This window comes from Acidovorax sp. 59 (assembly GCF_002754175.1).
Lineage (GTDB): Bacteria > Pseudomonadota > Gammaproteobacteria > Burkholderiales > Burkholderiaceae_C > Acidovorax > Acidovorax delafieldii.
This window is the reverse complement of the sequence record NZ_PEET01000001.1, coordinates 1,284,097-1,310,000: the sequence shown is the minus strand read 5'-3', so window position 1 is coordinate 1,310,000 and position 25,904 is coordinate 1,284,097. Positions and strand designations below refer to the sequence as shown.

The window sequence follows — 25,904 nt, the reverse complement described above, 5'->3', positions numbered from 1 at the left end:
ACTTTCTTCGCCAACCCTCCGAGTCATCTGCCGCAGCACCTAAGCATCACCACAAACTACCCCATCGACCCCAACACTTTTGCGCTCAGGTCTCAGTAGCGAAGCCCTCGACTATAGCACGACTTTCAGGGCCAGCAAGAAAAATCAGACTCGCCACTTTTCTAGCAGCTTCTCCGGACTCAGGCTGTCGTAGCCCTCAAAGGGCTGGTGGATCCAAGGATTGCTCGGCAAAAACTCCACGGAGTAATCTGGAGAAAAGGTCGATAGACCCTTCGTCCAGATCACGGCGCTACGTAGCTCGGTGATGGGCGCGTAGTTGGTCTTAAGCATGTTGATCACCGCGTGCAAGGTGTGCCCTGAATCAGCCAGATCATCGACCAAGAGCACGCGCCCTGCAATTTCACCCTTGGGCGTGGTGATAAAGCGTGCAATATCAAGATGTCCTTGCACCGTTCCTGCCTCGGCACGGTAGGAGCTCGTAGACATGATCGCTAACGGCTTATCGAAGATACGACTGAGAATGTCACCTGGGCGCAACCCACCGCGAGCGAGACAGAGAATGGTGTCGAACGCCCAACCCGACTGATGAACTTTCAGCGCCAACTTTTCGATGAGGCTGTGGTACTCGTCATAGCTGACATAGAGGTGTTTTCCGTCTTCGGTCAACATAGTGGATGATTCCTGAACAATTGGCGTTTACTTGATGGCAGCAGGGCAAACTACAGGTCAGACAGCGACATAAGGATGGCGCATCATGATCGTATGGTCGCGATCAGGACTGGTTGAGATCATGTCGATCGGAACCCCTGTCACTTCTTCAATGCGCTCAAGATAGCGGCGCGCACTTTCGGGCAGTTTGTCGTACTCGGTCACCCCGACGGTGGAATCACTCCAGCCAGGGAGCGTTTCATAAATTGGCGTGCACCGAGCGATGTCCTCTGCGCCCATGGGAAGCAAATCAATACGCTGACCGTCGAGCTCGTAGCCTGTGCACAGCAACAACTCGTTCAACCCGTCCAGCACATCCAGCTTGGTGATGCAAAGGCCAGTAAGACCATTGACTTGGGCGCTGCGCTTCAACAAAGCTGCATCAAACCAGCCACAGCGACGGCTACGCCCCGTTGTCACTCCCTTTTCAGCGCCCACCGTGCTCATGTGATAACCGGGCGTACCAGGCACTTCCCAATCCAACTCTGTAGGGAAAGGCCCGCCACCCACACGGGTGCAATACGCCTTGGTGATACCGAGGATGTAATGAAGCATGCCCGGCCCTACGCCAGATCCCGCAGCAGCGTTCCCCGCCACGCAGTTACTGGAGGTGACATACGGGTATGTGCCATGGTCTACATCCAGCAGGGTCCCTTGAGCGCCCTCAAACAGAAGATTGGCACCCGCGCGATTCGCCTCATTCAGCTCACGCGACACATCAGCCATCATGGGCTTCAGCAACTCTGCATGGCGCATGGCTTCGGCGTACACGACATCAAACTGCACCTTACCATCGTGGATGTATGGCTTCAGCGCATCGCCAAAAACGAATTTTGCAGAGCCCAGGTACGTGGTGAGTACATGGTTATGCAAATCCAGCAATTCGCGCAGCTTGGAAGCAAATCGCTCAGGGTACTTCAAGTCCTGTACGCGCAAGGCACGGCGGGCAATCTTGTCCTCGTAAGCTGGACCAATGCCACGGCCGGTGGTACCAATCTTCTCAGCCCCCCCCTGCTCTCGGGCCGCCTCACGCGCAACGTCAATTGCCGCGTGGAAAGGCAGGATCAGAGGGCAAGCCTCACTGATGCGCAGCCGCGAACGAACCTCGACACCAGCTTTCTCAAGCCCCTCAATTTCCTCAAACAACTTCGCTGCAGAAAGCACCACGCCATTGCCGATGTAGCACTTGACCCCAGGGCGCATGATGCCGCTCGGGATCAAATGCAGCGCCGTCTTCACGCCATTGATCACCAGTGTGTGGCCAGCGTTGTGCCCCCCTTGGAAACGCACGACCCCTTGAGCGCTCTCCGTCAGCCAATCGACCAACTTGCCCTTGCCTTCGTCGCCCCACTGGGTACCGACCACCACTACGTTGCGACCTTTGGTTGCTTTCATCTCAAACCCAATTCAAATGACAATTGCTCAAACAGCCTGCACGACCCAACGGCCCGCAACCTGAACCAGTTCACGATCACAGTGGAACTCATCCACCTCACTCTCGTGCCCTGGCAAAACACACACCACTGTTTCCCCAGCGGACCGAAGCTCTCCAATCGCTGCATTCACATCCGCAGCCTCGCCCCAGGGAGCCCGAATGGCAGCCTTCAGCGCACGGGGTGGCACCACGCCAACCACCTGCTTGATGTCCAAACTGAATCCCGCCGCAGGACGATTTCGGCCAAACACTGCCCCCACCTCGTCGTACCGGCCGCCCCGCACCAGGGCATCGCTGGCACCGGGCGCATAGATCGCGAAGCGCGCACCGCTGTAGTAGGCATATCCACGCAAATCAGCCAAGTCGAAAGTGACAGAGGCTCCGTCAAGACGCGACGCCAACCACTTCAAATTTGATAGCACTTGAGACACACCAGAAATGCGCTTCAGCGCATTTTCAGCCTCAGCCAGAACAGCAGAGTCTCCGTATAACCGGACAAGAGCGAGAAGGCCTTGCCGAGAATCCTCAGGAAAGCCACGCGTCAAGACTGTCAACTCTCCCGCATCCTTGGCCGCCAAAGCAGAATGAATGCCGCTGAGCAGTTGCGGGCTCACGCTCACACCAGCCAACAGGCTGCGGACGATGCGCACGTCCGCAAGATCAATGGTTGTGTCGCGTACATTGGCAACTCGCAAACACTCCCGAGCTAACTGCAAAGCCTCAAGGTCGGCCTCCAGCCCGGCATGCCCATAGATTTCGGCACCAAACTGAAGAGGCTCGCGGGTGGCATGCGGGCGGTCAGGACGCGTGTGCAACACAGGACCACAGTAGCAAAGACGTGTCACACCTTTGCGATTGAGCAAATGCGCATCAATGCGAGCAACCTGCGGAGTCGTATCAGCTCGCAGCCCCATGGAACGACCAGATAGCTGATCCACCAGTTTGAAGGTTTGCAGATCCAGCGCTTCGCCAGTGCCCGTAAGGAGAGATTCCAGATGCTCCAACAGCGGGGGCATCACCAACTCATAACCATAACAACGGGCTGTATCAAGCAGCCCGCGACGCAATTCTTCGATGTGCCGCGCTTCAGACGGCAAGACATCGGCAATGTGATCCGGCAGGACCCAAGCAGACATGGAGAAAAGGGGAGGCTGTTAAAACCGTGATTCTACCGGGACCGGGCGAGACTCCCCAAGGAATCTCCTAGTCAAGGGGTGTGACAGCGTTCAGAAACAGAGCATCAGAAGACCCGCAGCAAGGGCCAACAATGCGAAAAAGCGTATTTGGCCATCCTGCAATTGAGCGATCTGCGCAACCGTACGTTTCCAGACCTGGGGGGACAAAAAAGGCAAAAAACCCTCAATTACCAGGACCAAGGCAAATGCCGTCCAAAGACTGTCCCACATCATTCACCTCTCACAACCAGCGCCACTTGTTTACTTGCGTGGAGCAACAGGCGCCGATGCAGACGCTGAGCCGCGAAAGACCTTGAAGAAGTCAGAGGACGATGGGTCCAGCACCATCACATCGCTTTTCTTATTGAAACTGCCCTTGTACGCCTCGAGACTGCGATAAAACTGGGCAAATTGAGGATCTTTGCCAAACGCTTCGGCGTAGATGCGGGCCGCTTCCGCGTCGCCCTCACCCTTCAGCTTTTGAGCATCCCGATAGGCATTGGCGATTGTGATCTCGCGCTGACGATCTGCGTCTGCACGAATCTTTTCGCCTTCTGCAGCACCTGTAGAGCGCAACTCATTGGCCACGCGCTTTCGCTCCGCTTCCATGCGCCGGTACACAGATTCAGTGATGGCTTCCACGTAATCAACACGGGTAATACGCACATCCACCACATCAACCCCCCAGGGCTTGGAACCACGAACTGTCTCCAAGACTTCGCGCTTGACATCAGTCATCAGCGCTTCGCGTTTGAGTGAGAGCAGCTCTTTCACCGTGCGCTTGTTGATTTCCTCCTGGAAAGCATTGCGAACCACCCGATTGAGCTGCATGGCGCCCGCCGTCTCATCCAGCCCAACGTTGCGAATGTACTCAGTGGGCTCGGAAATGCGCCAGCGCACATACCAGTCGATAACGACACGCTGCTTTTCAGCAGTCAACATGGGCTCGGTGTCCGTGCTGTCCAAGGTCAGCAAACGCTTGTCTATGTAGGTGACGTTCTGAAATGGAGGAGGCAGCTTGAAATTGAGGCCAGGCTCCGTGATCACTTCTTTGATCTGACCCAGTGCATACAACACTCCAAACTGCCGCTGGTCCACAACAAAAAGCATGGAGCTCATGAGAGCAAGCACCACCAGAAGGGTAGATGCAATAAAACCGACTCTGTTCACGAACTACTCCTAGCGGGATTCACGTTCACGGGTGCGGCTGGTGTCGCGCGCGCGAGCGTCATTCGAAAAGGTTGGTGCGGGTGTTGCTGGTGACACCGCTGGAGGCACGCTGGTGGCCGCAGGGGCATCCAGCGCTCCGGACCCGCTTGCTACGCCTTGCATAATTTTGTCGAGCGGCAGGTACAGCAAATTGGAGCCTTGACGCGACTCCACCAGCACCTTGGTCACGTTGCCATAAATCTGCTGCATCGTGTCCAGATACATACGATCACGGGTTACCTGCGGAGCCTTCTGGTACTCCGCCAAAATAGAAGCAAACCGTTGCGAGTCACCTTGAGCCTGCGCAACGATCCTCGCCTTGTACGCAGCAGCCTCCTCGTTCAGACGAGAGGCAGAGCCCACAGCGCGTGGAATCACATCATTCGCGTAAGCCTGTGCCTCGTTTTTGGCACGCTCGCGCTCCTGTCCAGCTTTGAGGACATCATCAAAGGAGGACTGCACCTGCTCAGGCGGCCGCACACCGCCCTGCTGCAAATTGATGCCAACAACTTCGACGCCAACTTTGTAACGGTCCAATATGGTCTGCATGAGCGCGCGAACGCGAGGCGCAATCTGATCCCGCTCTTCAGCCAATGCCGTGTCCATGCGCATCTTGCCCACCACCTCGCGAACGGCGGTCTCAGCTGCTTGAACCACGGCATCTGAGGGATTCTTGCTTTCGAAAAGCCATGCCCTGGCATCGCTCAGGCGATACTGAACGGCAAACTTGATCTCCACGATGTTTTCGTCTTCGGTAAGCATCGCGGACTCTCTCAAGCCCGTGCTTTTGATGACCGTGTCCCTCCCCACATCAGCGGAGCGAATTTGTGTCACAAAAACCAGCTCATGACGCTCAATTGGGTAAGGCAAGCGCCAGTTAAAACCTGCACCCACGGTGCTTTTGTACTTGCCGAATTGCGTAATGACGGCTTGCTGACCTTCTTGCACTATGAAAAAACCTGTGCCCATCCAGATCACGAACGCAATGCCGGCAATCAAGCCAACACCCACACCGGCGCTTTTCATATCAGGTTGAAAGCCACCGCCAGCCCCTCCTCCCGGGCCACGGCCAGAACCATTCTTTCCCCCGAACAGACTGCCAAGCTTGCGATTAAGGTCACGCCAGAGCTCGTCGAGATCAGGCGGCTGCTGGCCATTGCTTGGCCGCTGATCCCCACCCCTCTGACCTGCGGGTGGCGCTGCAGGTCGATCCTCAGGGCGCACGTTACCGTCCTCCGACTTATCATCCCCGCGACCCCAGCGTGGATCGTTCAGATTGAACATGCCCCGAATACGGTCCGGCAATGAAGCCCAGCGTAGGGTGCGAGTATGAAAATTCATGCGCAAAATCTCTGGTTCTCTGATGGCGTCATTCGATCATGCATTGTGCCCAATCAGGGCAACACATCCGGCAATTCAAGGGCGTCTGCTGGGGTCATATCCTCACGCGTAGCCAGCAACCTATCGGCCAAAGCGCGGCGCAGATCATCAAGACCTTCTCCAGATCGAGCACTTACGAACAGACGGGAAAGCGACTGCCCCCCCACTTCGTATTGGTCTACCAGCAGGGAGGGGCGTCGCTCTTCGGGCAATGCGTCAAGCTTGTTGAACACCAGTATCTGCGGGATATCCGAGGCACCAATTTCCAGCAACACCCGCTCCACCTGCGCCATCTGCTCCGGGAAATCCGGGTTGGAAGCATCCACCACATGAAGCAGCAGATCTGCATCGACAGCCTCTTGCAGCGTAGCCTGAAAGGCATCCACCAATCCGTGCGGGAGATCCCGGATAAAGCCCACCGTATCGGACAGAGAAACAGATCGCGCCGCATCTGCCAGATACAACTGGCGTGTTGTAGTGTCTAGCGTGGCAAAAAGTTGATCCGCTGCATACGCTCGCGCTTTAACCAAAGCATTAAAAAGCGTGGACTTACCCGCGTTGGTGTACCCAACAAGCGAAATATTGAAGGTATCGCGCCTCTCGCGCTGTCGCCGCTGCGTGGAGCGCTGACGCTTGACCTTGATCAAGCGCTCTCTGGTGCGCTTGATCGCGTCACCAATCATCCGTCGATCCAGCTCGATCTGCTTTTCACCCGGACCGCCCCGGGCACCGATACCGCCAGTCTGGCGCTCCAGGTGAGACCAGCGCCGCACCAGCCGTGTACTCACATACTGCAGCTTGGCGAGCTCAACCTGAAGCTTGCCTTCGTGGCTTCGCGCACGTTGCGCAAAGATCTCCAGAATCAACAACGTGCGGTCATTAACGGGAAGCTCGATATGACGTTCCAGATTACGCTGCTGCGCGGGGCTGAGTGATTGGTCAAACAGCACCTCCAATGCCCCATGCATCTGGGCCAAGGTGCGAATTTCATCCGCTTTGCCAGAGCCAATAAAGAGTGCCGCGTCCGGCGCTTTCCGCTTGCACGTAATGCGAGCAACAGGCCGTAAACCCGCCGTCTGGGCGAGCAGTCCCAACTCTTCCAACTCAGCATCGAAGTGGGGGAGACCAAAATCAACGCCCACCAGCAACACCGGCGTCATAGCGGACGAGGAGGCGGAAGCCGAACTCAAAGCCAACCACCCTCTCCCTGCTCTACCTCGCTGAGAAAGCGAGCCCCGCTACCAGACAACAACTCAAGAGTTGCTGCTGTCAGCATCAGGGGTTTCTGAGGTAGAGAAATTGACCGCCCGACCTGGAACGATCGTAGAAATCGCGTGTTTGTAAACCATCTGCGTCACAGTATTGCGCAGCAACACCACATACTGGTCGAAAGACTCGATTTGCCCCTGCAGCTTGATCCCGTTGACCAAATAGATGGACACTGGAACATGCTCCCGACGCAATGCGTTAAGGAAGGGGTCTTGCAAAAGCTGGCCTTTATTGCTCACGATATTCTCCGTGTTCAAGTGTTGTTGTAAACCAGCACCTTACCACAGCCAGACGCACGCTCTGGCTTTAACACACATGGCCCCTCGACTGAGGAGCCTTTGTCGTCAAGCCTCGTCTTTGTCCGCAAAAGGATTGTGCGAGGTTTTCATCTCAATGCGCAAAGGGGTCCCCACAAGATCAAACTCCTTGCGGAAGCGCCCTTCCAAGAATCGCTTGTAAGCATCAGTCACGTGCTCCAGCGAGTTACCATGGATCACGATCACGGGCGGATTCATGCCGCCTTGGTGCGCATACCGCATTTTGGGGCGGAACATCCCCGCCCTCTTGGGGCTTTGGAACTGAACTGCCTCCAGCAACAGTCGGGTGAGCACTGGCGTGGACATCTTGCAGGTGGCCGCCCGGTGGGCCTGGGCAATAGATGTCCATAGAGGGCCAAGCCCCTGACGCTTCTTCGCAGAAATGAAGTGCAACGAAGCAAACTTCAAAAACGCTAGCCGCGTCTCAATGGAGCGCTCCAAGAGCTGCCGTTGGTAGTCATCCACGGCATCCCATTTGTTCACCGCCAGAACCACAGCGCGGCCACTCTCCAGAATATAGCCCGCGATATGGGCATCCTGGTCCGTTACCCCCTGGGTGGCATCGAGCAATAACAGCACCACATTTGCGGACTCGATGGCTTGGAGCGTTTTCACTACCGAGAATTTTTCGATAGCCTCAAACACCTTCCCCTTGCGGCGCAGTCCTGCAGTATCCACCAGCTCAAAGCGCTGGCCATTGCGCTCAAAAGGCACAGTGATGGCATCGCGGGTCGTACCGGGCATATCAAATGCCACCAGTCGCTCTTCGCCAAGCCACGTGTTGATCAGGGTGGACTTACCCACGTTGGGGCGCCCCGCCACGGCAAGCTTGATTACGCCCTTGTCCAACGCCGTATCCGAATCGTCAGGCTCAGGCAGATTGAGCGGCTCCAGCGCAATGTCAACCAAACTGCGTATGCCCTGCCCGTGCGCCGCAGACACAGGATAAACCTCGCCCAGCCCCAGCTCATAGAACTCCGCTAGTTGGACGCCCTGGAGCATGCCCTCCGCTTTGTTGGCGACGAGCACGCAAGGCTTGCCCAAGCGACGCAAGTAATTGGCAATGTCGTGGTCTTGCGCGGAAACACCTGCACGGGCATCCACCACAAAAATCACCACGTCCGCCTCTGCGACGGCCTGCTGCGTTTGTTTGGCCATCTCGCGGTAGATGCCGCTGGAAGCGTCGGGTTCGAAGCCACCGGTATCAATGACGATGTACTCGTGTTTTCCCTGCTTGCCGTTACCGTAGTGCCGGTCACGCGTAAGTCCCGCAAAGTCAGCGACGATAGCGTCACGCGACTTGGTCAGACGGTTGAAGAGCGTGGACTTGCCGACATTCGGACGCCCCACGAGGGCGATAACTGGCTTCATTGAATAAGACCGATCAATCTGGACGGAATCCGTAAATGCCGCCATTGCGGGTAACAACCACCAGGGTATCTGCAGCCACGACTGGGGCAGCAGCGATGGCAGACCCATCTGTCGCCAGCCTGTTCAGGGGCGAACCATCTGTACGAGACAGCAAATGCACCAAACCCGAGTCGTCACCGACGACTACCGAGCGCCCTAGAAGCAACGGCGCCGTGAGTTTGCGGTATTTAAGTCGATCGATACCCCATAAGCGTGAACCATCCGCGCGGCGCCACGCAACAAGAGTGCCATTGCTCTCAGAGCCAAAAATGGCCTCTGCATCGCCGTGAACGCCTTCTGCTCCGCTAGCAGGCTGCGTCCAGACGGTCGCTCCCCTTGCCGTGTTCACACAACCCACAGCAGCTTGAAAGGATCGAGCGCACACTGTTTCTCCCACACGGCTGGTGCGCCCCACCAACTCGACAAGGCGCTCCACATCATTGGTGCCCCGCGCGCTGGCAATGGGGGTCTCCCATCGCACACTGCCATTGTCAGGATTCAATCCGACCAAACGGCCTGACAACCCCACCACCAGCGTGTCACCCACAGCGGTCAAGACACCAGCCTGGCGCAATATCAAAGGCTCGCCGGGGCGCTGCTGGGACCAGAGACGACGACCTGTCGACAAATCATAGGCAGACACGGATCGATCTGCCGACAACACGAAAACACGACCGCCTGCAACCAGAGGTGGTGTGAATACCTGAGCAGCGAGCGTCTCACGCCAGCGCTCACGCCCCCCATCAATAACGATCAGTGCATTGTTACGCGAGACCACCGCCGCGAACTTGCCATCGCTACCCACAGCTGCCGACAGAGGCTCAGCCAGCGCTACTCGCCAGATATCCCCCCCCGTACGCGCATCCAGGGCTGCCACCGCACCATCAGCTGACGCGACGGTCACCACATTGCCAGCAACATGGACCTCCAATGGCAATCCAGCCACATTGCCAAGGCGCGCAGTCCATGCTTGCCGCACGCCCAGAACGGCCACATTGGCTCCGAGGTCGGCAGGCACAGGCTTAGACTTGTCGGCGCTCCACAAAGAACAACCGGCCAACGTGGCAGCCACTAGTGCTACCACCAGACCGCGCACAAAAAATTGGTGCCCTGACCTTGCGTTGATAGGCGACGACATGGTTACTTGGACTCCGCAGGTGTTGCGGTTGAAGAGACAGCAGAAGCCACATTCACACCTTGCAGCGAGACACCCAGCGCGTTCAGCTTGATTTCCACCAGACGGCGGTACTCGACACTGTCTTCGAACCCCTTATATGCCTTGGTGTACTCAGCAATCGCGTCCTGACGCTTGTCCTGGAGCATCAGGACGTCACCCTTGCGGTCCGCCACAACAGAGGAGAATTCCGGCGCGAAACTGCTGGATAGTTGCTTGAGTGCTTCGTCATAGTTCTTTTGATCCATGAGCACACCAGCCAATCGCAACTTGGCCAAGGCGTTGAGGCCCTCGTCTGACGATTGTTCTGCAACCCACATAAGCGCCTGTTTGGCACCTTCGACATTACCAGTGCCCTGCATGGCCTTGGCGAGGGTCAAGCCTGCCTGCCCAGCTTGGACAGTCCCTGCATATTTAGACTTCAGATCTGCAAAAGCTTGTTCCATGCGGACGTTATCGGCAGACCGCGCAGCCACATCCACAGCATCAAACAACGCAGCCGCCTGCGTGGCCTGCCGGGTTTGCCAGTACTGGTAACCGTTCCAAGCAGCCGCGGCACCTGCAACGACAATGACCACGGAGCTGATCAACGTGCCCCAGGTGTTCCAAAAATGCTTGAGCTGGTCTAGCTGCTCTTGTTCTTCAAGGTCGAGATGATTTGCCATGGAATGTGATTGGGTTAGCGGGTGGATTGTAGGGTGGCCGACCATTGCGCGACCAAGTCCAGCGGGCGCTCGGTTTGCTCACCTGCGCCATCACGCAAGGCTTTGACAGTCACCATGCCACGAGACAGCTCATCATCGCCAAACACCAGCGCGTGCATTGCACCACTGGCATCAGCCTTCTTGAATTGCGATTTCATACTGCCCATGCCCTCCAGCGAAGGGGCCGCGTGCATCTGGACACGAACACCATGTTGGCGCAATTGCTCGACAGTAGCCACAGCCCGAGGTAACGCGGCCGCCGAAGGGACAATGGCATAGACGTCCGGAACCAGCAAAGGGGTGGCACTTTGCTGCTCCTTGAGCAACTCCAGTACCCTTTCGACCCCCAACGCCCAACCCACCGCCGGTGCGGCCTTGCCACCGATTTGTTCGATCAAGTAGTCGTAGCGCCCCCCACCGCAGATCGTGCCCTGCGAGCCCAACTGATCCGTCACAAACTCGAACACAGTGAGGTTGTAGTAGTCCATGCCACGCACCAGGCGAGGATTGACAGTCCAAGCTATCCCGTTGGCATCAAGAATGGCCTTGACGGCATTGAAATGCGCCAAAGACTCCTGACCCAGAAAGTCAATCAAACGAGGCGCTGCTTCCACCAGCGACTGCATCGCGGGATTCTTGGTGTCGAGGATGCGCAGAGGGTTGCTGTGCAGCCGCCGACGCGCCTCCTCGTCAAGAGCATCGACGTGCTGTTCCAGATACGCGATCAATGCAGCACGGTGAGCCTTGCGCTCGTCCGGCTGCCCCAAACTGTTGAGTTCGAGACGCACATTCTGCAGGCCAAGGTCGCGCCACAGGGCACTCGCCAGAAGAATCAACTCGGCATCGACCTCGGCACCCGGAAACCCCAGTGCCTCGGCGCCGATCTGGTGAAACTGGCGGTAGCGTCCGCGTTGGGGACGCTCATGACGAAACATGGGGCCCATGTAGTACAGGCGCTTACCGCCGTCGTACAACATGGAGTGCTCTGCAACCGCACGCACCACACCAGCTGTCGCTTCGGGGCGAAGCGTCAGCTGCTCCCCATTGAGACGGTCCTCAAACGAGTACATCTCTTTCTCGACAATGTCGGTGACCTCGCCCAATCCGCGTACAAACAACGGTGTGGGTTCGACAATGGGTGTGCGGATATTGCGATAGGCGTAGCGCGCCATCAGGTCGCGCACCTTGGCCTCCAGCCACTCCCAACGGGCAGATTCCGGAGGCAGGATGTCGTTCATGCCCTTCACCGCAAACAGCTTCTCTGGTTTGGACGAGGGACTGCTTTTTTCGTTACTCACAGCGCTTCTTTTCTATGTCTGGCGGAAATTTACATAAGCTGGACAGACCACCTCCCGAGGCTTTACGGTGCGGGTGGCTGCAGCACTACCGGTCAAGCAGCAGACACCCCGGCGCCAAAACGCTTTTCGATGTACTGCTCGACGATGCGATGGAATTCATTGGCGATATCGTCACCGCGCAGGGTCATTGCCTTCTCGCCATCAATGAAGACAGGGGCGGCAGGCGCCTCACCCGTCCCCGGCAGACTGATTCCAATGTCTGCGTGCTTGCTTTCACCCGGGCCATTGACGATGCAGCCCATAACTGCAACCCGTAGCGATTCCACACCCGGATAACGCACGCGCCACACAGGCATTTGCGCACGCAGGAAATCGTCGATTTGCTTGGCCAGGTCCTGAAAGGTGGTGCTGGTGGTACGGCCACATCCCGGGCAAGCGGTAACGCTGGGCACAAAAACCCGCATGCCCAAGGCCTGCAAGATTTCGGATGCCACAACCACCTCTTGGGTACGCGCCTCGCCGGGCTGGGGTGTCAACGACACACGAATCGTGTCGCCAATACCCTCTTGCAGCAGCACAGACAATGCGGCCGCCGAAGCAACCGTTCCCTTGGTGCCCATACCGGCTTCGGTGAGACCCAGGTGCAAAGCGTAGTCGCAACGGCGTGCCAACTCGCGGTACACCGAAATCAGATCCTGCACTCCGCTGACTTTGCACGACAAGATGATCTGGTTGCCGTCCATCCCCATGGCCTCTGCACGACGTGCAGATTCAATGGCCGATGTGATGAGGGCCTCGTACATGACCTGACGAGCCTCCCATGGATTGCTGCGGCGGCTGTTCGTATCCATCAGCTCAGCCAGCAACTCCTGATCGAGACTGCCCCAGTTGACACCGATGCGCACAGCCTTGTTCCAGCGCATGGCAGCCTCGATCATTTGACCAAATTGCTTATCGCGCTTGTCACCTTTGCCCACATTGCCAGGGTTGATTCGGTACTTGGACAAAGCCTGGGCGCAGTCCGGAAACTCGGTGAGCAGGCGGTGTCCGTTGTAGTGAAAATCGCCCACCAAGGGAACGTTCTCACCCATGCGATCCAGTTGCTCTCGGATGTACGGTACCGCTGCAGCAGCTTCTGGCGTATTAACGGTGATGCGGACAAACTCCGACCCCGCCTGAGCGAGCTCCTTGACCTGAATCGCGGTCCCAATGGCATCGACGGTGTCGGTGTTGGTCATGGACTGCACGCGCACGGGAGCATCCCCCCCCACGGTCACCACACGCGAACCCCAGACAACTTTCGCTTGGCGCGAACGTCTAGGTAAGGGCGAAGCAATCGCCACCGGCCCAAAATCAATCGGGGAGTTTTCCACTATTTCACCTCGAAACGCGCCACGTTTTCACGGGCGACTGCCGTCAGATCAAACGGCTTTCCTCGAACAATCACTTCCGTCGCGTCAGCGCGACCGACAATCACTGCCAGGGGCGTGGGTGCCGACACCGATACCGACTCTCCCGCCGCCAGATTGCGTTGCAACGCCAGTGCACCATTGGCATCGCGAACTTGCACCCATGACGCACCGCGCGCGCGCAGCACCAGGAGACCGGAGGGAGCATCTGCCGCGCCATCAGCGGCCGAAACAGCGCCCGCAGACACGCCACTGCCAGCGGCAGCAGGCGCTGGAGGTGCAGCGGTAGGTGGCGCAGAAGACACAGGCACCGAAGCCGCGGCGGGCGATGCAGAAATAGATGCATCGGCGGGGCGCTCCACCGTTGGTGGCACCACTGCAGGTGCAGGCTCGGAGGCATTGGCCGGCAAAGCATCTGGCACCGCAACGGGCACTGGATCGGAAGAATCCCCTGGCGTGGAATGCCGAGGGACAAAGAACAAAACCACAGCTCCCACCAACAGTGCAAGAACGACCAACACCACCGAACGCGAACCGGAACCTGAACCCGCGAATGACGCCGAAGAGGACGACGAAGATTTGCCGGCACTACCCTTCACAGGTGCATTGATACCCGCGCTGTCCACAGACAGACGAGGACTTTGACTTTGGGGAAGCAAAGACAAAATGGGCGCTGGGTCAATTTTGAGGGTACGGCAAACACTCGAAGCCAGCGCGCGCACAAATACGGTGTCAGGCAGCACTGTGTAGTTATCTGCCTCCAGGGCTTCCAACTTGCTGACGGGTACTTTCAACGCAACCGCCAGGGCTGCGATGTGCATGCCTGCCGCCTGCCGGGCCTCCTTGAGCAAGCCGCCCGCCGTCACTCCGCTCTCCACCACCTCACTCATTGAAAGCCCCACGTTCGTATGCACCCAGCTCCCTGGAATCCGGGAAGCGCTTGCGCAACTGAGCAGCCAGTTGCCTCATTGCCACGGTATCGCCCAAAGCCCGCTCCACCTTGATGCCCAGCCACAACGATTCAGAGTTGGCGAAATCGCTGTTGTTGAGCCGTCGAATGTAAAACTGCGCACGCGACAACTCGTTGCGCCGCAGCAAGAGCGCTGCGAGGTGATAACCGACCACCGGATTCGCAGCATCGAATTCATAGGCCTTCAAGAAAGACTGTTCCGCTTCGGGAAACTGTCCCGCCCCTGACTGGCACAGGCCACGGGCCATCCACGTTTTGCCACGCGCTGTATAGGCGGGGTTGGCAATGGCTCGGACAAAATATTGGTCGGCCTCCACGTACTTTTGCTGCTGGCACATCAGCCAGCCATAGTTGTGCAGTACGTTGGAGTCATTTGCCCTTAGCGACAAGGCACGGCGGAAACTGTCTTCGGCCTGTGCATAGTCACTCAGGCGCATGTAAATCAGGCCACGAAGATTGAAAGCATCGGCATAAGACGGATCTGCAGCCAGCGACTGCTTGACTTCATCCAGTGCGACCGCCGTTTGCCCCAATTCAAAATAGTTGGAGGCCAACTCCAGCCGGATGCGAGCGCGGCGCCGCGACTCAGGCTCATCGGACGGAGTCACCAAGCCTGCATCGGCGTCACTGACTGCAGACGATGCGTTTGTTGCACACCCCTGGAGCGCCCATATGCAAACCACCGCACTGCATGCCGTGAGTGTCCAGCGGCCAATATGCTGCCAGCGTCCAACCATTCCCGCCATGTAGAGCCTCCTTGAAGTTTGCCAACTGCCTGATCAAGTCACCGGTTTGAGCACGATTGTGCGCTGCTTTGCCATGCGTTCTGCGGCCCGGGTACGATCTTTGACATCCCCAGCCAATTGACCGCACGCCGCGTCAATGTCATCACCGCGCGTCTTGCGCACCGTGGTGATAATGCCCGCGTCACTGAGTATCTTGGCAAAGGCCTGCACCTGATTTTGCGGGGACCGCAACAGCCCTGATGCGGGAAACGGATTAAAAGGAATCAGATTGAACTTGCAGCGAATACCACTGCGCTTGACCAACTCGATCAGTTGGCGCGCATGCTCCGTCTGGTCATTAACACCATCAAGCATGCAGTATTCGAACGTGATGAAGTCACGGGGTGCATGCGCCAAATAGCGGTTGCAAGCGTCCAGCAACTCCTCGATCGGATACTTGCGATTGAGCGGAACCAGGTTGTCGCGCAGTGGGTCATTGGGTGCGTGCAGCGACACCGCCAATGCCACGGGACAGTCTTGCGCAAGGCGGTCCATCATGGGCACGACGCCCGATGTAGACACCGTCACGCGGCGGCGCGACAGGCCATACCCGTGATCGTCCAGCATTACTTTGAGCGCAGGTACTAATGCCGAATAGTTTTGCAGCGGCTCCCCCATGCCCATCATGACCACATTCGAGATCACACGGTCTTCAGTCTGCAAGCGCTTGCGCAGGGAGTGCTCTGCAAACCACAGCTGGGCGACGATCTCACCCGTCGTCAGATTGCGACTGAAACCCTGATGGCCTGTAGAACAGAAGCGGCAACCGACAGCGCAGCCCGCCTGCGATGACACACAGAGGGTTCCACGATCATCCTCCGGGATGAACACGGCCTCCACCGCGTTGCCATCACCCACATCAAACAGCCACTTCACAGTGCCGTCCGAGGACACATGCTCTGAAATAACGGGCAGTGACTCGACCTGCGCGCAGCCCTTGAGCTTGTCACGCAAGGCCTTGGCCAAGTCGCTCATGGCGTCGAAATCGCTGGCACCGCGCTGATGAATCCAACGAAACAGCTGGGTGGCGCGGAAGCGCTTTTCCCCCAGCCGCTCGCAAAACGCCGCCAGACCGTCGAGGTCGAATTCCAGCAGATTCGTGCTCATGGTGCCAAACCCACTGGAGACCAGGCATAGCTACCCCCATGACACTGGACTCCCACCAAGGTGGGTGCGGGCATGGGGAGCATCACCATCTCAGCGCGAGTAGATATTCAGGCCGGGGAAGAAGAATGCCACTTCGGCCTGTGCGGTTTCAGCGGCGTCGGAGCCGTGCACAGCGTTAGCGTCGATGCTGTCAGCGAAGTCGGCGCGGATGGTGCCAGCTTCTGCCTTCTTGGGGTCGGTTGCGCCCATGAGTTCACGGTTCTTGAGGATGGCGTTCTCGCCTTCCAAGGCCTGGATCATCACAGGGCCGGAGATCATGAAGTCCACCAGGTCCTTGAAGAAAGGACGCTCTTTGTGCACTGCATAGAACTGCTCGGCTTCCAGACGCGACAGGTGGGCCATGCGGGCTGCCACGACCTTGAGGCCGGCAGCTTCAAAACGAGCGTAGATCTGACCGATGACGTTCTTGGCCACTGCGTCGGGCTTGATGATGGAGAGAGTGCGTTCGATTGCCATGTTGATTTCCTGAATGGTTGTTGCTGTGATTCGTTTGTCCACCGGACAAAGCCCTCGATTCTAACCGGGGAGCGTGAAGGCAGGAGCACTCAGCGCCCACCACCTCCGCGCCGGGGACCGCCGCCACCGGGGCGTCGTTTGTCCTGGCGGTGGCGCGAGAGGCTGTCCATGCCGATGTAGCCCACCGACGTTTTCATCGGATCGGGCTGTGCCGAGCCACCACGCTGGCGATCTCCCCCTGCAGCGTTGTTGCCACGGGCAGGGCCCTGGCCGCCATCGCGGCGCGGCTTCTGGCCACGGGAACTACCAGGGACGGCCGGCTGCGACATGTCCCGACGCGAGCCATCACCGCGTGGTCCACCACGGCCACGGTTGCGCGGCTTGCCATTGCGCCCGCCAGCACCAGCCCCTTCGGGACGTCCCTCAACGGGCTCGGGGCGCCCAGCACCTGCGGCCTGAACCAGTGCGCGGATATCACTCTCGTCCAGTTCCAGCCAGGCTCCGCGCTTGAGGCCGCGCGGCAGCACCATGGCACCGTAGCGGATACGGATCAGGCGGCTGACCGCATGACCCACCGATTCGAGCATGCGACGTACTTCGCGGTTGCGGCCTTCGGAGATGGTGACCCGGTACCAGCAGTTGGAACCCTCTCCACCACCGTCCTCGATGGAGCCAAACGATGCCATGCCGTCATCCAGGCGCACGCCGTCCAGCAGTTTTTGTTTTTCCTCGTTGCTCAGAGCACCCAGCACCCGAACGGCGTACTCGCGCTCCAACCCAAAGCGTGGATGCATCAGTTTGTTCGCCAGCTCGCCCGAGCTGGTGAACAGCAAGAGACCCTCCGTGTTCAGGTCCAGGCGTCCTACCGACTGCCACTTGCCCTGCATGAGTCGGGGCAGCTTGCGAAAGACGGTGGGTCGATTCTGGGGATCGTCATGGGTCACGACCTCGCCCACAGGTTTGTGATACGCGATTACGCGCGCCGGAGGGGGGTCGATGCGATAGCGGATCGGCTTGCCGTTGACCTTGACCTGATCGCCAAACTGAATGCGCTGTCCGATGTGAGCAGGTTCGTTGTTGACCGAGATCCGCCCCTCCAGGATCAATTGCTCCATCTCCAGCCGCGATCCCAGCCCTGCCTGGGCCAGCACCTTGTGCAGTTTAGGTGTCTCGACCTGCGGCAGCAGCACCCGCTTCTGCGGCACCACGTCTGCGGAGGCATCTTCTTCGTCGAAACGACCGGACACTACATCCTCAAACTGATAGCCCTCCACGACAGGGGCAGCTCTGCGCTTGTCACGCCCTGCCCCATCAGGACGCTGAGGTCGTTCACGAGATTCGCCACGGGGGGGGTGCCCTGTCTGCCGAGTATTGCCCTCGCCGTCGGCCGCCGATACGACCGCCTCAGGAGATATCGAGTCCATGGCGACCGCCTGCACCTGGGCCACAGGCACCTCTGGCGCTGCAGCTTCCGACACAGGCACCGAAGTACCGACCTGCATCGCCACCACGGCTTCAGGCACCGCTTCCTCGGGAAGGACAGCTTCCGCCTTTTTGCGAGGAGCCCGCTTGGCAGCCGGCTTTTTGGCAGCAGGTACCGTGTCAGCGGCATTCAACCCAGGCACTTCGGCCGGATTTTCGGAGGTCGAGTCGTTCATCAAGTATTTCCCTGGATACCACCCGGGGTATCAACATGGTCGTCGCGGAGATCAGTCTCCACATTCTGAAAAAAATCATCCACGGGCCGTTTACCCCCCGTATCAGTCACAGCCTCCACAGACTCCACTGGCTCTTGCCCACCGACTTCGTGCGGCAAAACCGCCAGCAGATCAGGCTCACCCCCGATGGCTCCCTGGGCGGCGGCTGCCATGGCTTCCAACACATTCGCATTGCCTGTCGGGTCATCGAGCACCGGCAGTTGGTCCAGAGACTGCAGGCCCATATCGTCCAGAAACTGGCGGGTCGTGGCGAACAACGCCGGGCGCCCCACCGTTTCGCGGTGGCCAATGACCTCCACCCAACCCCGGTCTTCCAACTGTTTGATGATCAGGCTGTTGACCGTCACGCCCCGAATGTCCTCGATATCCCCGCGCGTGACCGGTTGCCGGTAGGCAATGATGGCCAAGGTTTCCATGGTGGCCCGGGTGTAGCGGGGCGGTTTTTCGGGATGCAGACGGTCCAGGTATTCACGCATTTCAGGACGGCTCTGGAAGCGCCATCCCGTCGCCACCTGTACCAGCTCCACCCCACGCTGCGCCCAATCAAGCTGCAATTCCTGCAACAGCACCTTGAGGGTGTCGGAGCCCAGCGCGTCATTGAACAACACCCGCAGCTCGCGCACGGGCACGGGCTGCTGCGCGCAGATCAACGCAGTTTCGAGGACCCTTTTGGCATCCACCGTGTTCATGGTTCAGCGATTCCTGGAAAAGTGCCACGCGTTGCAACGGGTGTCACATCAACAGCAGGGGCAATCATTGGTGCACCGCGCAATGGCGCTGGTGCGTTGGTAGAGCCCGGCGGGATTCCGGCTGCGGGCTAGGGCCGTCACGGCCGTTCAGGGCGCATTGTAGCCCAGGCCCCATTCTGACAGCGCCCGGCGCATATCGTCGGGTACAGGGGCACGGAACTCCAGAGGGTCCCCCGTCACCGGATGCGCAAAAGCCAACCGGTAGGCGTGCAAGGCCTGGCGTTGCAAGGCCCCGACCGGCGCGCCACCGTACAAGGCATCGCCCACCAAAGGATGGCGCAGAGACGCCATGTGCACGCGAATCTGGTGCGTGCGCCCGGTGTGCAAGGTGCACTGCACCCAGCAACCACGCTCGCTTCCCTCCAGACACAGGAAATCCGTGCGGGCGGTTTTGCCAGGGTGTACCGCCAAGTCCACCACCGCCATGCGCAGGCGATTGCGAGGGTCCCGCCCGATGGGGGCATCCACCGAGCGGGTCGCCCCCCCCGTCCAGGCACCATGCGCCATGGCCACGTACTGGCGCTTGACCTTGCGCTCGGCAATCAGCGCCACCAGGGCGTCCATGGTCGCACGGTCCCGGGCGACCACCATAAGACCGCTGGTGTCCTTGTCCAGGCGGTGAACGATACCAGCCCGTGGCACCCGCAGTGCCTTGTCGTCGCGGGCCAGCAGGCCGTTGAGCAGGGTGCCGCTCCAGTTGCCTGGCGCAGGGTGCACAACCAAGCCTGCGGGCTTGTTCACCACCAGCAAGTGCTCGTCTTCGTACACCACATCAATCGCCATGGGCTCAGGCCGGAAGGCCTGGCTTTGGAGGGTGGGCCGCATCTCCAGCACCACCAGGTCACCGGCCTTGACCCGCGCGGCTGCCTTGAGAGCAGGCTTGCCATTGAGACTGACCAGCCCCTGGGCCAGCAATTGCTGAAGATAGCTGCGGGAGAACTCGGGAACCAGCTCTACCAGCGCACGATCCAGCCGCTCGGCGTGCTGGCCTGGGCCCATCTGTAGCGAGCGCAGCTCGCTGTCCGCGTCGGCCAGGGCTTCCGACTCCTCGGCCAGCAGGAGGGAATCGCCCTCCTGCGCTGTCGTCACCTCAGACGCTTCGGGACCACCGCCCGGCGAATGATCCGCCATCGGACTCAACGGGATGGCAGATAGCGTGTGGGATCGACAGGCTTGCCCTGCCGGCGGATTTCAAAGTGCAGCTTGACGCGGTCTGCGTCGGTGTTGCCCATCTCGGCGATCTTCTGGCCCTTGCGCACCGCCTGGTCTTCCTTGACCAACAGGGTCTGGTTGTGTGCGTAAGCGGTGAGGAACGTGTTGTTGTGCTTCAGGATGACCAGGTTGCCATAGCCGCGCAGACCGGCACCGGCATAGACCACACGGCCATCCGCCGCCGCCAGTACCGGGTCACCCGCCTTGCCGGCAATGTCGAAGCCCTTGTTGCGTGCCTCGTCAAACCCGGCAATCAGCGAACCCGATGCAGGCCAGATGAACGCCAACTCATCCTCGCCCGCTGGCGCTGCCGCAGGTGCCGGCGTGGCTGGCGCCACCGCCACCACTGTGCCCGACGCAGCAGAGGCAGCAGGCTTGGCGCCGCTGGCGGCCGATGCAGGAGCCGCAGCCGGCGTGCTGGCTGGAGCGACGGAGGATGATGTGACCGGGCGTGTCACCACCCCGCTCTCAGAGGCCACCGCCGCCGGGGCAGCGGACGGAGGAAGCACGCGCAGCACCTGACCGACTTCGATCAGGTTGGCGTTTTCCAGATTGTTCCAGCGGGCAATGTCTTTCCAGCTTTGCCCAGACTCCAGGCCGATGCGAATCAGGGTATCCCCAGGCTTGACCGTGTAGTAACCCGGCTTGCCGGCGTTCTCTGCACCAGGCAGAGGCTTGATGGGGGTACCCACCACCACGCCCGGCTGTGCTGCGGGCGCTGGGGCAGAAGACGACGAAGAGGTGCCCCGATCTTCCACAGGAGCCTTGTTCATGCGGGTGCCACAGCCGGAGAGCACCAGCCCCGCCATTGCCACGGTAAAACCCACCACAAGACCACGCGATACGAACATAAGCAATTCCCTTTACGCAATCCCCGATTTTAGGGGGACAAAATGCACGGGTTCGAGCACGTTTTGTTTCAATCCGTGCGGGGTTTTGTCGATCACCAGCAACATTTGCTGCCCGCCCGTCAGTGCCATGGGTGCCACCAGACGCCCTCCCACGGCCAATTGATCACACCAGGCCAGGGGCACAGCATCGCCCCCGGCTGCGGCAATGATGGCCGCGTACGGAGCACCTTTGGCATAGCCGAGCATGCCGTCGCCAAACAGCAGGTGCACGTTGGCCAGGCGGAACGGCCGCAAGTTGTCGCGCGCCTTGTCGTGCAGGCCACGCAGGCGCTCCAGCGTGTACACCTCGCGGGCCAGCAGGCTCAGCACTGCAGCCTGGTAGCCGCAGCCCGTCCCAATTTCCAGCACACGGCCCAGCCCGCCATGGCGTGCGCTCTCTGCGCCCAGCAGCAGCTCACACATGCGAGCCACCACGCTGGGCTTGGAGATGGTCTGGCCCAAGCCTATCGGCAGGCTGGTGTCTTCGTAGGCCTGGTTGACCAGGGCACTGTCCACAAACCGGTGGCGCTCCACAGCACCCATGGCCTGCAGCACGGGGGCCAACGTGATGCCGCCCGCCGCCAGTTTTTGCACCATCCGCGCCCGGACGGCCGACGAATCCAGCCCCACTCCGGCAGGTGCTGCGGCCACCGCCGGCTTCCGCTGTGCGGGGTAAGACGGCGCTACCGCCGGCTTACCCATGGCGGCGTTACCGGACACCGGCAGCTTGGCCGGAAACCCCGGGCGGCGCTGCATCACGCCCCGGGGGCGGCAGCCGCCCCCGCCGCCAAACGGGCGGCGGTCTGCGCCCAGTAGCCGAGGTTGTCGTGATCGGTCAGATCCACCTTGAGGGGCGTGATGGACACATGGCCCTGGGCCGTGGCATGAAAGTCCGTGCCTTCTGCATCGTCCTTGGCAGCACCGGCACCGCCGATCCAGTACATGGCTTCGCCCCGGGGGCTTTCCTGCACGATGACCCGTTCCGCCGCATGGCGGCGCCCCAGGCGGCACAGCTTGGCCGGGCGCAAGGCCTCCAGCGGCATGTTGGGGATGTTCACATTGAGCAGCCACGGGGTTTCGTTGACCAGTTGCTGCGCACGCATCTGCGCCACCAGTTCACGCGCCTTGGCCGCAGCGGCCTCCAGCTCGGCCCAGCCCTTGTCCACCTGCGAAAAAGCGATGGCCGGAACGCCAAAGAGATATCCCTCCATGGCCGCACCCACCGTGCCGGAATAGATGGTGTCGTCGCCCATGTTGGCGCCATTGTTGATGCCCGATACCACCAGGTCGGGCCGGTAGCCAAGCAAGCCAGTCAGCGCGATGTGCACGCAGTCTGCCGGGGTGCCGTTCACATAGCGAAAACCATTCGCCGCCTTGTGCACATACAGCGGTGAATGCAGTGTCAGCGCGTTGGACTTGGCACTGTTGTTATGTTCTGGCGCAACGACCTCCACCTCGACCCCGTCGAGGGTCTTGAGCGCATCATGCAGCGCGACGATGCCGGGGGCCTGGAAGCCGTCGTCATTGGAAATCAGGATCTTCATGGTCTGGGTAGGGGTTGCAACGGATTGTAGGTGGGCAGGCCATTGCTGCGCCCGAGGGCGCCAGAGAAGCCGCCGCCGCAGCCCGTCGCTCGTGGGACATCCGGCACGCCAGCGCCCCACCTATCATGCGGGCCATCATTGACAAGACCGACCGACAGGAGACTTCCCCATGCATGCCTGGCTTTGCACCAACCCCACCGGCGTCGAGGCACTTGCCTGGACGGAGCTGCCCACCCCCACCCCCAAGGCGGGCGAGGTGCTCATCGAGATCAAGGCCGCCAGCCTGAACTTCCCCGACCTGCTGATCGTGCAGAACAAGTACCAGATGAAGCCGCCGCTGCCCTTTGTGCCCGGCTCGGAATACGCGGGCGTGGTGGCTGCCGTAGGCGAAGGCGTCACGCACCTCAAGGTCGGCCAGAACGTGGCCTGCCTGTCGGGCACCGGCGGCTTTGGCACCCACACCATTGCCCCCGCAGCCCTGTGCATGCCGTTGCCAGACGGCTTTTCGCATGTCGATGCAGCCGCTTTCATCATGATCTACGCCACATCGCACCATGCGCTGGTGGACCGCGCACAGCTCAAGGCGGGCGAGACCGTGCTGGTGCTGGGCGCTGCCGGGGGCGTGGGCACGGCCGCCATCCAGATCGCCAAGGCCATGGGCGCACGTGTGATCGCTGCCGCATCCAGCGACGAAAAGTGCGCGCTATGCACTTCCATCGGAGCCGACGCGACCATCAACTACAGCAAGGACAACCTGCGCGAGGCCATCAAGACCCTCACGGACGGCAAGGGCCCCGACGTGATCTATGACCCCGTGGGTGGCGACTTTGCCGAGCCCGCGTTCCGCTCCATCGCCTGGCGCGGCCGCTATCTGGTGGTCGGGTTTGCGTCCGGCCCCATCCCGGCCCTGCCGTTCAATCTGGCGCTGCTCAAGGGCGCGTCCATCGTGGGTGTGTTCTGGGGCGACTTTGCCAAGCGCGAACCCAAGGCCAACGCCGCCATGATGGGCGAGCTGGCTCAGTGGTATGCCCAGGGCAAGATCAAGCCCGTGATCGACCGCACCATGCCCATGGCCGAGCTGCCCGCCGCCTATGCCCACATGGGCTCGCGCGGGGTGATGGGCAAGCTGGTCATGGTGAACTGACGGCCAGCCGCCCCCTTTGGAACGTGTGGGCAGATCTCGCAAGGGGTCCTCCCCATGTTCCTGGCTGGCATACCCGTGTGGCCCGGTGTGCCAGCACGCACGACGCCTTGCCTGTGTCACACTTGTGCATTCCAGCCTCCTGACACTGGTGCCCGCCCATGGCCGACCGACCACCTTCCGAGATCGCGCGCGAGACGCTCAAACAACTGGCCGCTCGCCGACTGGCCCCCACGCCAGACAACTACCTCGCGATCTACGATGAAATAGCGGGCATCCGCAGCCCGCAGCCTTTCCCCGAGGGACCGCTGAGCAGCATCCAGCGTGTGCTGCCCGGCCAGACACCTGCGCAAAAACGCCTGCTGGGCCAGTTCGAACGCGCCATCATCACCAAGGACTGGACATCGCTGCAAAGCGTGATGGTGGGTTACGCCAACCTGGGTCTGCACCCGGCCACTGCCTCCAAACCCATCGAGGTGGCCGATGCGCCCACCGCACTGGGCGAACTGCCCGCCGAGTTTGCCGAAGCCCTGGCCCGCCTCATCGACAACACCCTGCCCGCCCTGGGTGACGACGATCCCCGCGTCATCGACATGGCGCAGCAGCTCATCACTTTTCTGCGCGAACCCACGCCCCTGGTGACCACCGCGCAGCTCATGCTGGGCAACTTCAGCTACCGCCTGTCGTTCGCCACCGAAGAACAAGCCTCCATCCGCGCGAGCCTGCTCGAGCTGCTGCACATGATCTTCGAGAACATCGCCGTGCTCAGCGTGGACGACCGCTGGCTGCAGGGCCAGGCCGAGGCGCTGATGAGTGCCTCGACCCCGCCCCTGACGCTGCGGCGGCTGGACGATGTGCAGCGCCGCCTCAAGGACGTGATCTTCAAGCAGACCGAAGCCAAGGCGCGGTCGCTGGAGGCGCAAGAGCAGATGAAGGAAATGCTGGCCACCTTCATCGAGCGGCTGGCGCGCATCACCGCATCCAGCACCAGCTACCAAGGCACCATGGAGCGTTGCGCCGACCTGATCGGCAAGGCCAGTACGCTGCAAGAGATTGCCCCGGTGCTGCAGGAGGTGATGAGCGCCACCCGCGCCATGGCGCTCGACAGCCGCGTGACCCACGATGAGCTGCAGGACCTGCGCGAGCGCACCGAGGCCAAGCGCGCCGAGGTCGCCAAGCTGCAGGAAGAACTGGACCGCGCCAGCGCCCAGGCCCGCCACGACCCGCTGACCGGCAGCCTCAACCGCAAGGGCCTGGACGAGGCCGTGGAACGCGAGATCGCCCGCGCCCGCCGCCTGGGCTCGTCCCTGTGCCTGGCGCTTCTGGACGTGGACAACTTCAAGACCATCAACGACCGGCTGGGCCACGCGGGGGGCGACGCTGCCCTGGTGCACCTGGCGCAGGTCACGCGCGAGGTCATGCGGCCGCAGGACTTGCTGGCACGGTACGGCGGCGAAGAGTTCGTCATCGTGCTGCCCGACACCACCGTCGAAGCCGGCGTGGCGGCCATGACCCGCTTGCAGCGCGAACTGACCACGCGCTTCTTCTTGCAAGGCACCGAAAAGGTGCTCATCACCTTCAGCGCAGGCGTGGCCCAGTTGGTTGAAAGCGAGAGCGCCACCGACGCCATCGTGCGGGCCGACCAGGCGATGTATCTGGCCAAGCGCTCGGGCAAGAACCGGGTGATGGCGGCGTGACCACCTCCCCCTGTGTCGCCTTCGGCGCCATCCCCCCGGAGGGGGACGCCGCCAGCGCGGCGGGGCGGCCCTTGCGCGGCGGCCACT

At 60.4% G+C, this 25,904-nt stretch carries 25 protein-coding genes; 2 read left to right on the top strand and 23 right to left on the bottom strand.

Annotated features, from left to right (window positions below; genetic code table 11):
- Window positions 1–144: 144 nt before the first annotated feature.
- From CLU87_RS05915 to surE, 23 genes are all read right to left on the bottom strand, one after another.
- Window positions 145–669: a phosphoribosyltransferase gene (locus CLU87_RS05915; protein WP_056062011.1), complete on the bottom strand. Its 525-nt coding sequence runs from the start codon at window positions 667–669 to the stop codon at window positions 145–147.
- Between the two features lie 57 nt (window positions 670–726).
- Window positions 727–2,103, bottom strand: a complete 1,377-nt coding sequence (locus CLU87_RS05910) for an adenylosuccinate synthase (protein ID WP_099729846.1) — start codon at window positions 2,101–2,103, stop codon at window positions 727–729.
- 27 nt (window positions 2,104–2,130) lie between these two features.
- On the bottom strand, window positions 2,131–3,279 hold the full coding sequence (locus tag CLU87_RS05905) for an ATP phosphoribosyltransferase regulatory subunit (protein ID WP_099729845.1): 1,149 nt from the start codon (window positions 3,277–3,279) through the stop codon (window positions 2,131–2,133).
- 90 nt (window positions 3,280–3,369) lie between these two features.
- Window positions 3,370–3,549, bottom strand: coding sequence for a DUF2065 domain-containing protein (locus tag CLU87_RS05900; RefSeq protein ID WP_347707488.1), 180 nt, complete (start codon window positions 3,547–3,549; stop codon window positions 3,370–3,372).
- Between the two features lie 30 nt (window positions 3,550–3,579).
- Window positions 3,580–4,488, bottom strand: coding sequence for a protease modulator HflC (hflC, locus tag CLU87_RS05895; protein WP_099729844.1), 909 nt, complete (start codon window positions 4,486–4,488; stop codon window positions 3,580–3,582).
- A gap of 9 nt (window positions 4,489–4,497) precedes the next feature.
- Window positions 4,498–5,868 (bottom strand): FtsH protease activity modulator HflK, encoded by a 1,371-nt coding sequence (gene hflK, locus CLU87_RS05890; RefSeq protein ID WP_099729843.1) that lies wholly within the window; start codon window positions 5,866–5,868, stop codon window positions 4,498–4,500.
- A 53-nt stretch (window positions 5,869–5,921) separates the two neighbouring features.
- The gene (hflX, locus tag CLU87_RS05885; protein WP_192418921.1) at window positions 5,922–7,067 is read right to left on the bottom strand and encodes a GTPase HflX; all 1,146 of its coding nucleotides are present in this window, start codon (window positions 7,065–7,067) and stop codon (window positions 5,922–5,924) included.
- A gap of 93 nt (window positions 7,068–7,160) precedes the next feature.
- Entirely contained in the window at window positions 7,161–7,415 is a 255-nt protein-coding gene (gene hfq / locus CLU87_RS05880; protein WP_015013419.1) for an RNA chaperone Hfq, read from the bottom strand.
- Window positions 7,416–7,520: 105 nt separating this feature from the next.
- The gene (gene der / locus CLU87_RS05875; RefSeq protein WP_056062205.1) at window positions 7,521–8,864 is read right to left on the bottom strand and encodes a ribosome biogenesis GTPase Der; all 1,344 of its coding nucleotides are present in this window, start codon (window positions 8,862–8,864) and stop codon (window positions 7,521–7,523) included.
- A 13-nt stretch (window positions 8,865–8,877) separates the two neighbouring features.
- Window positions 8,878–10,041 carry an outer membrane protein assembly factor BamB gene (gene bamB / locus CLU87_RS05870; RefSeq protein ID WP_099729842.1) on the bottom strand — a complete coding sequence of 388 codons (1,164 nt, stop codon included), beginning with the start codon at window positions 10,039–10,041 and terminating at the stop codon, window positions 8,878–8,880.
- A gap of 2 nt (window positions 10,042–10,043) precedes the next feature.
- Window positions 10,044–10,742, bottom strand: coding sequence for a tetratricopeptide repeat protein (locus tag CLU87_RS05865; RefSeq protein WP_099729841.1), 699 nt, complete (start codon window positions 10,740–10,742; stop codon window positions 10,044–10,046).
- Window positions 10,743–10,756: 14 nt separating this feature from the next.
- Window positions 10,757–12,019: a histidine--tRNA ligase gene (gene hisS / locus CLU87_RS05860; RefSeq protein ID WP_056061987.1), complete on the bottom strand. Its 1,263-nt coding sequence runs from the start codon at window positions 12,017–12,019 to the stop codon at window positions 10,757–10,759.
- Window positions 12,020–12,171: 152 nt separating this feature from the next.
- Entirely contained in the window at window positions 12,172–13,452 is a 1,281-nt protein-coding gene (gene ispG / locus CLU87_RS05855) for a flavodoxin-dependent (E)-4-hydroxy-3-methylbut-2-enyl-diphosphate synthase (protein ID WP_056061984.1), read from the bottom strand.
- A complete protein-coding gene (locus tag CLU87_RS05850; RefSeq protein WP_099729839.1) occupies window positions 13,452–14,378 on the bottom strand; it encodes a RodZ domain-containing protein in 927 nt (308 codons plus the stop codon). Before CLU87_RS05850 ends, ispG begins: the two co-directional genes overlap by 1 nt.
- Window positions 14,371–15,204 carry a type IV pilus biogenesis/stability protein PilW gene (pilW, locus tag CLU87_RS05845; RefSeq protein WP_056061981.1) on the bottom strand — a complete coding sequence of 278 codons (834 nt, stop codon included), beginning with the start codon at window positions 15,202–15,204 and terminating at the stop codon, window positions 14,371–14,373. Before pilW ends, CLU87_RS05850 begins: the two co-directional genes overlap by 8 nt.
- Before the next feature lie 33 nt (window positions 15,205–15,237).
- Window positions 15,238–16,350: a 23S rRNA (adenine(2503)-C(2))-methyltransferase RlmN gene (gene rlmN, locus CLU87_RS05840; RefSeq protein ID WP_099729838.1), complete on the bottom strand. Its 1,113-nt coding sequence runs from the start codon at window positions 16,348–16,350 to the stop codon at window positions 15,238–15,240.
- A 90-nt stretch (window positions 16,351–16,440) separates the two neighbouring features.
- Window positions 16,441–16,866: a nucleoside-diphosphate kinase gene (gene ndk / locus CLU87_RS05835; RefSeq protein WP_008905954.1), complete on the bottom strand. Its 426-nt coding sequence runs from the start codon at window positions 16,864–16,866 to the stop codon at window positions 16,441–16,443.
- 89 nt (window positions 16,867–16,955) lie between these two features.
- Window positions 16,956–18,524, bottom strand: coding sequence for a pseudouridine synthase (locus CLU87_RS05830; protein ID WP_099729837.1), 1,569 nt, complete (start codon window positions 18,522–18,524; stop codon window positions 16,956–16,958).
- Window positions 18,524–19,273 (bottom strand): SMC-Scp complex subunit ScpB, encoded by a 750-nt coding sequence (gene scpB / locus CLU87_RS05825; protein ID WP_099729836.1) that lies wholly within the window; start codon window positions 19,271–19,273, stop codon window positions 18,524–18,526. The genes CLU87_RS05830 and scpB overlap by 1 nt, the downstream gene beginning before the upstream one ends.
- A 147-nt stretch (window positions 19,274–19,420) precedes the next feature.
- A complete protein-coding gene (locus CLU87_RS05820; RefSeq protein WP_099729835.1) occupies window positions 19,421–20,464 on the bottom strand; it encodes an RluA family pseudouridine synthase in 1,044 nt (347 codons plus the stop codon).
- A 5-nt stretch (window positions 20,465–20,469) separates the two neighbouring features.
- The gene (locus tag CLU87_RS05815; RefSeq protein ID WP_099729834.1) at window positions 20,470–21,396 is read right to left on the bottom strand and encodes a peptidoglycan DD-metalloendopeptidase family protein; all 927 of its coding nucleotides are present in this window, start codon (window positions 21,394–21,396) and stop codon (window positions 20,470–20,472) included.
- 12 nt (window positions 21,397–21,408) lie between these two features.
- Window positions 21,409–22,191 (bottom strand): protein-L-isoaspartate(D-aspartate) O-methyltransferase, encoded by a 783-nt coding sequence (locus CLU87_RS05810; protein ID WP_099729833.1) that lies wholly within the window; start codon window positions 22,189–22,191, stop codon window positions 21,409–21,411.
- A complete protein-coding gene (surE, locus tag CLU87_RS05805) occupies window positions 22,191–22,979 on the bottom strand; it encodes a 5'/3'-nucleotidase SurE (protein WP_099729832.1) in 789 nt (262 codons plus the stop codon). The genes CLU87_RS05810 and surE overlap by 1 nt, the downstream gene beginning before the upstream one ends.
- A 169-nt stretch (window positions 22,980–23,148) precedes the next feature.
- On the opposite strand from surE, the gene CLU87_RS05800 reads away from it, so the two are divergent.
- Both CLU87_RS05800 and CLU87_RS05795 read left to right on the top strand, forming a co-directional pair.
- Window positions 23,149–24,123, top strand: a complete 975-nt coding sequence (locus CLU87_RS05800) for an NADPH:quinone oxidoreductase family protein (protein ID WP_056743289.1) — start codon at window positions 23,149–23,151, stop codon at window positions 24,121–24,123.
- A 158-nt stretch (window positions 24,124–24,281) separates the two neighbouring features.
- A complete protein-coding gene (locus CLU87_RS05795; protein ID WP_056061952.1) occupies window positions 24,282–25,817 on the top strand; it encodes a diguanylate cyclase in 1,536 nt (511 codons plus the stop codon).
- Window positions 25,818–25,904 lie beyond the last annotated feature (87 nt).

Bases quoted from the DNA above. Each gene is read 5' to 3' on its own strand.
- CLU87_RS05915 (WP_056062011.1), bottom strand. From the start codon at position 669: ATGTTGACCGAAGACGGAAAACACCTCTATGTCAGCTATGACGAGTAC.
- CLU87_RS05910 (WP_099729846.1), bottom strand. From the start codon at position 2,103: ATGAAAGCAACCAAAGGTCGCAACGTAGTGGTGGTCGGTACCCAGTGG.
- CLU87_RS05905 (WP_099729845.1), bottom strand. From the start codon at position 3,279: ATGTCTGCTTGGGTCCTGCCGGATCACATTGCCGATGTCTTGCCGTCT.
- CLU87_RS05900 (WP_347707488.1), bottom strand. From the start codon at position 3,549: ATGTGGGACAGTCTTTGGACGGCATTTGCCTTGGTCCTGGTAATTGAG.
- hflK (WP_099729843.1), bottom strand. From the start codon at position 5,868: ATGAATTTTCATACTCGCACCCTACGCTGGGCTTCATTGCCGGACCGT.
- hflX (WP_192418921.1), bottom strand. From the start codon at position 7,067: ATGACGCCGGTGTTGCTGGTGGGCGTTGATTTTGGTCTCCCCCACTTC.
- der (WP_056062205.1), bottom strand. From the start codon at position 8,864: ATGAAGCCAGTTATCGCCCTCGTGGGGCGTCCGAATGTCGGCAAGTCC.
- bamB (WP_099729842.1), bottom strand. From the start codon at position 10,041: ATGTCGTCGCCTATCAACGCAAGGTCAGGGCACCAATTTTTTGTGCGC.
- CLU87_RS05865 (WP_099729841.1), bottom strand. From the start codon at position 10,742: ATGGCAAATCATCTCGACCTTGAAGAACAAGAGCAGCTAGACCAGCTC.
- hisS (WP_056061987.1), bottom strand. From the start codon at position 12,019: ATGAACGACATCCTGCCTCCGGAATCTGCCCGTTGGGAGTGGCTGGAG.
- CLU87_RS05850 (WP_099729839.1), bottom strand. From the start codon at position 14,378: ATGAGTGAGGTGGTGGAGAGCGGAGTGACGGCGGGCGGCTTGCTCAAG.
- pilW (WP_056061981.1), bottom strand. From the start codon at position 15,204: ATGGCGGGAATGGTTGGACGCTGGCAGCATATTGGCCGCTGGACACTC.
- rlmN (WP_099729838.1), bottom strand. From the start codon at position 16,350: ATGAGCACGAATCTGCTGGAATTCGACCTCGACGGTCTGGCGGCGTTT.
- ndk (WP_008905954.1), bottom strand. From the start codon at position 16,866: ATGGCAATCGAACGCACTCTCTCCATCATCAAGCCCGACGCAGTGGCC.
- CLU87_RS05830 (WP_099729837.1), bottom strand. From the start codon at position 18,524: ATGAACGACTCGACCTCCGAAAATCCGGCCGAAGTGCCTGGGTTGAAT.
- scpB (WP_099729836.1), bottom strand. From the start codon at position 19,273: ATGAACACGGTGGATGCCAAAAGGGTCCTCGAAACTGCGTTGATCTGC.
- CLU87_RS05820 (WP_099729835.1), bottom strand. From the start codon at position 20,464: ATGGCGGATCATTCGCCGGGCGGTGGTCCCGAAGCGTCTGAGGTGACG.
- CLU87_RS05815 (WP_099729834.1), bottom strand. From the start codon at position 21,396: ATGTTCGTATCGCGTGGTCTTGTGGTGGGTTTTACCGTGGCAATGGCG.
- CLU87_RS05810 (WP_099729833.1), bottom strand. From the start codon at position 22,191: ATGCAGCGCCGCCCGGGGTTTCCGGCCAAGCTGCCGGTGTCCGGTAAC.
- surE (WP_099729832.1), bottom strand. From the start codon at position 22,979: ATGAAGATCCTGATTTCCAATGACGACGGCTTCCAGGCCCCCGGCATC.
- CLU87_RS05800 (WP_056743289.1), top strand. From the start codon at position 23,149: ATGCATGCCTGGCTTTGCACCAACCCCACCGGCGTCGAGGCACTTGCC.
- CLU87_RS05795 (WP_056061952.1), top strand. From the start codon at position 24,282: ATGGCCGACCGACCACCTTCCGAGATCGCGCGCGAGACGCTCAAACAA.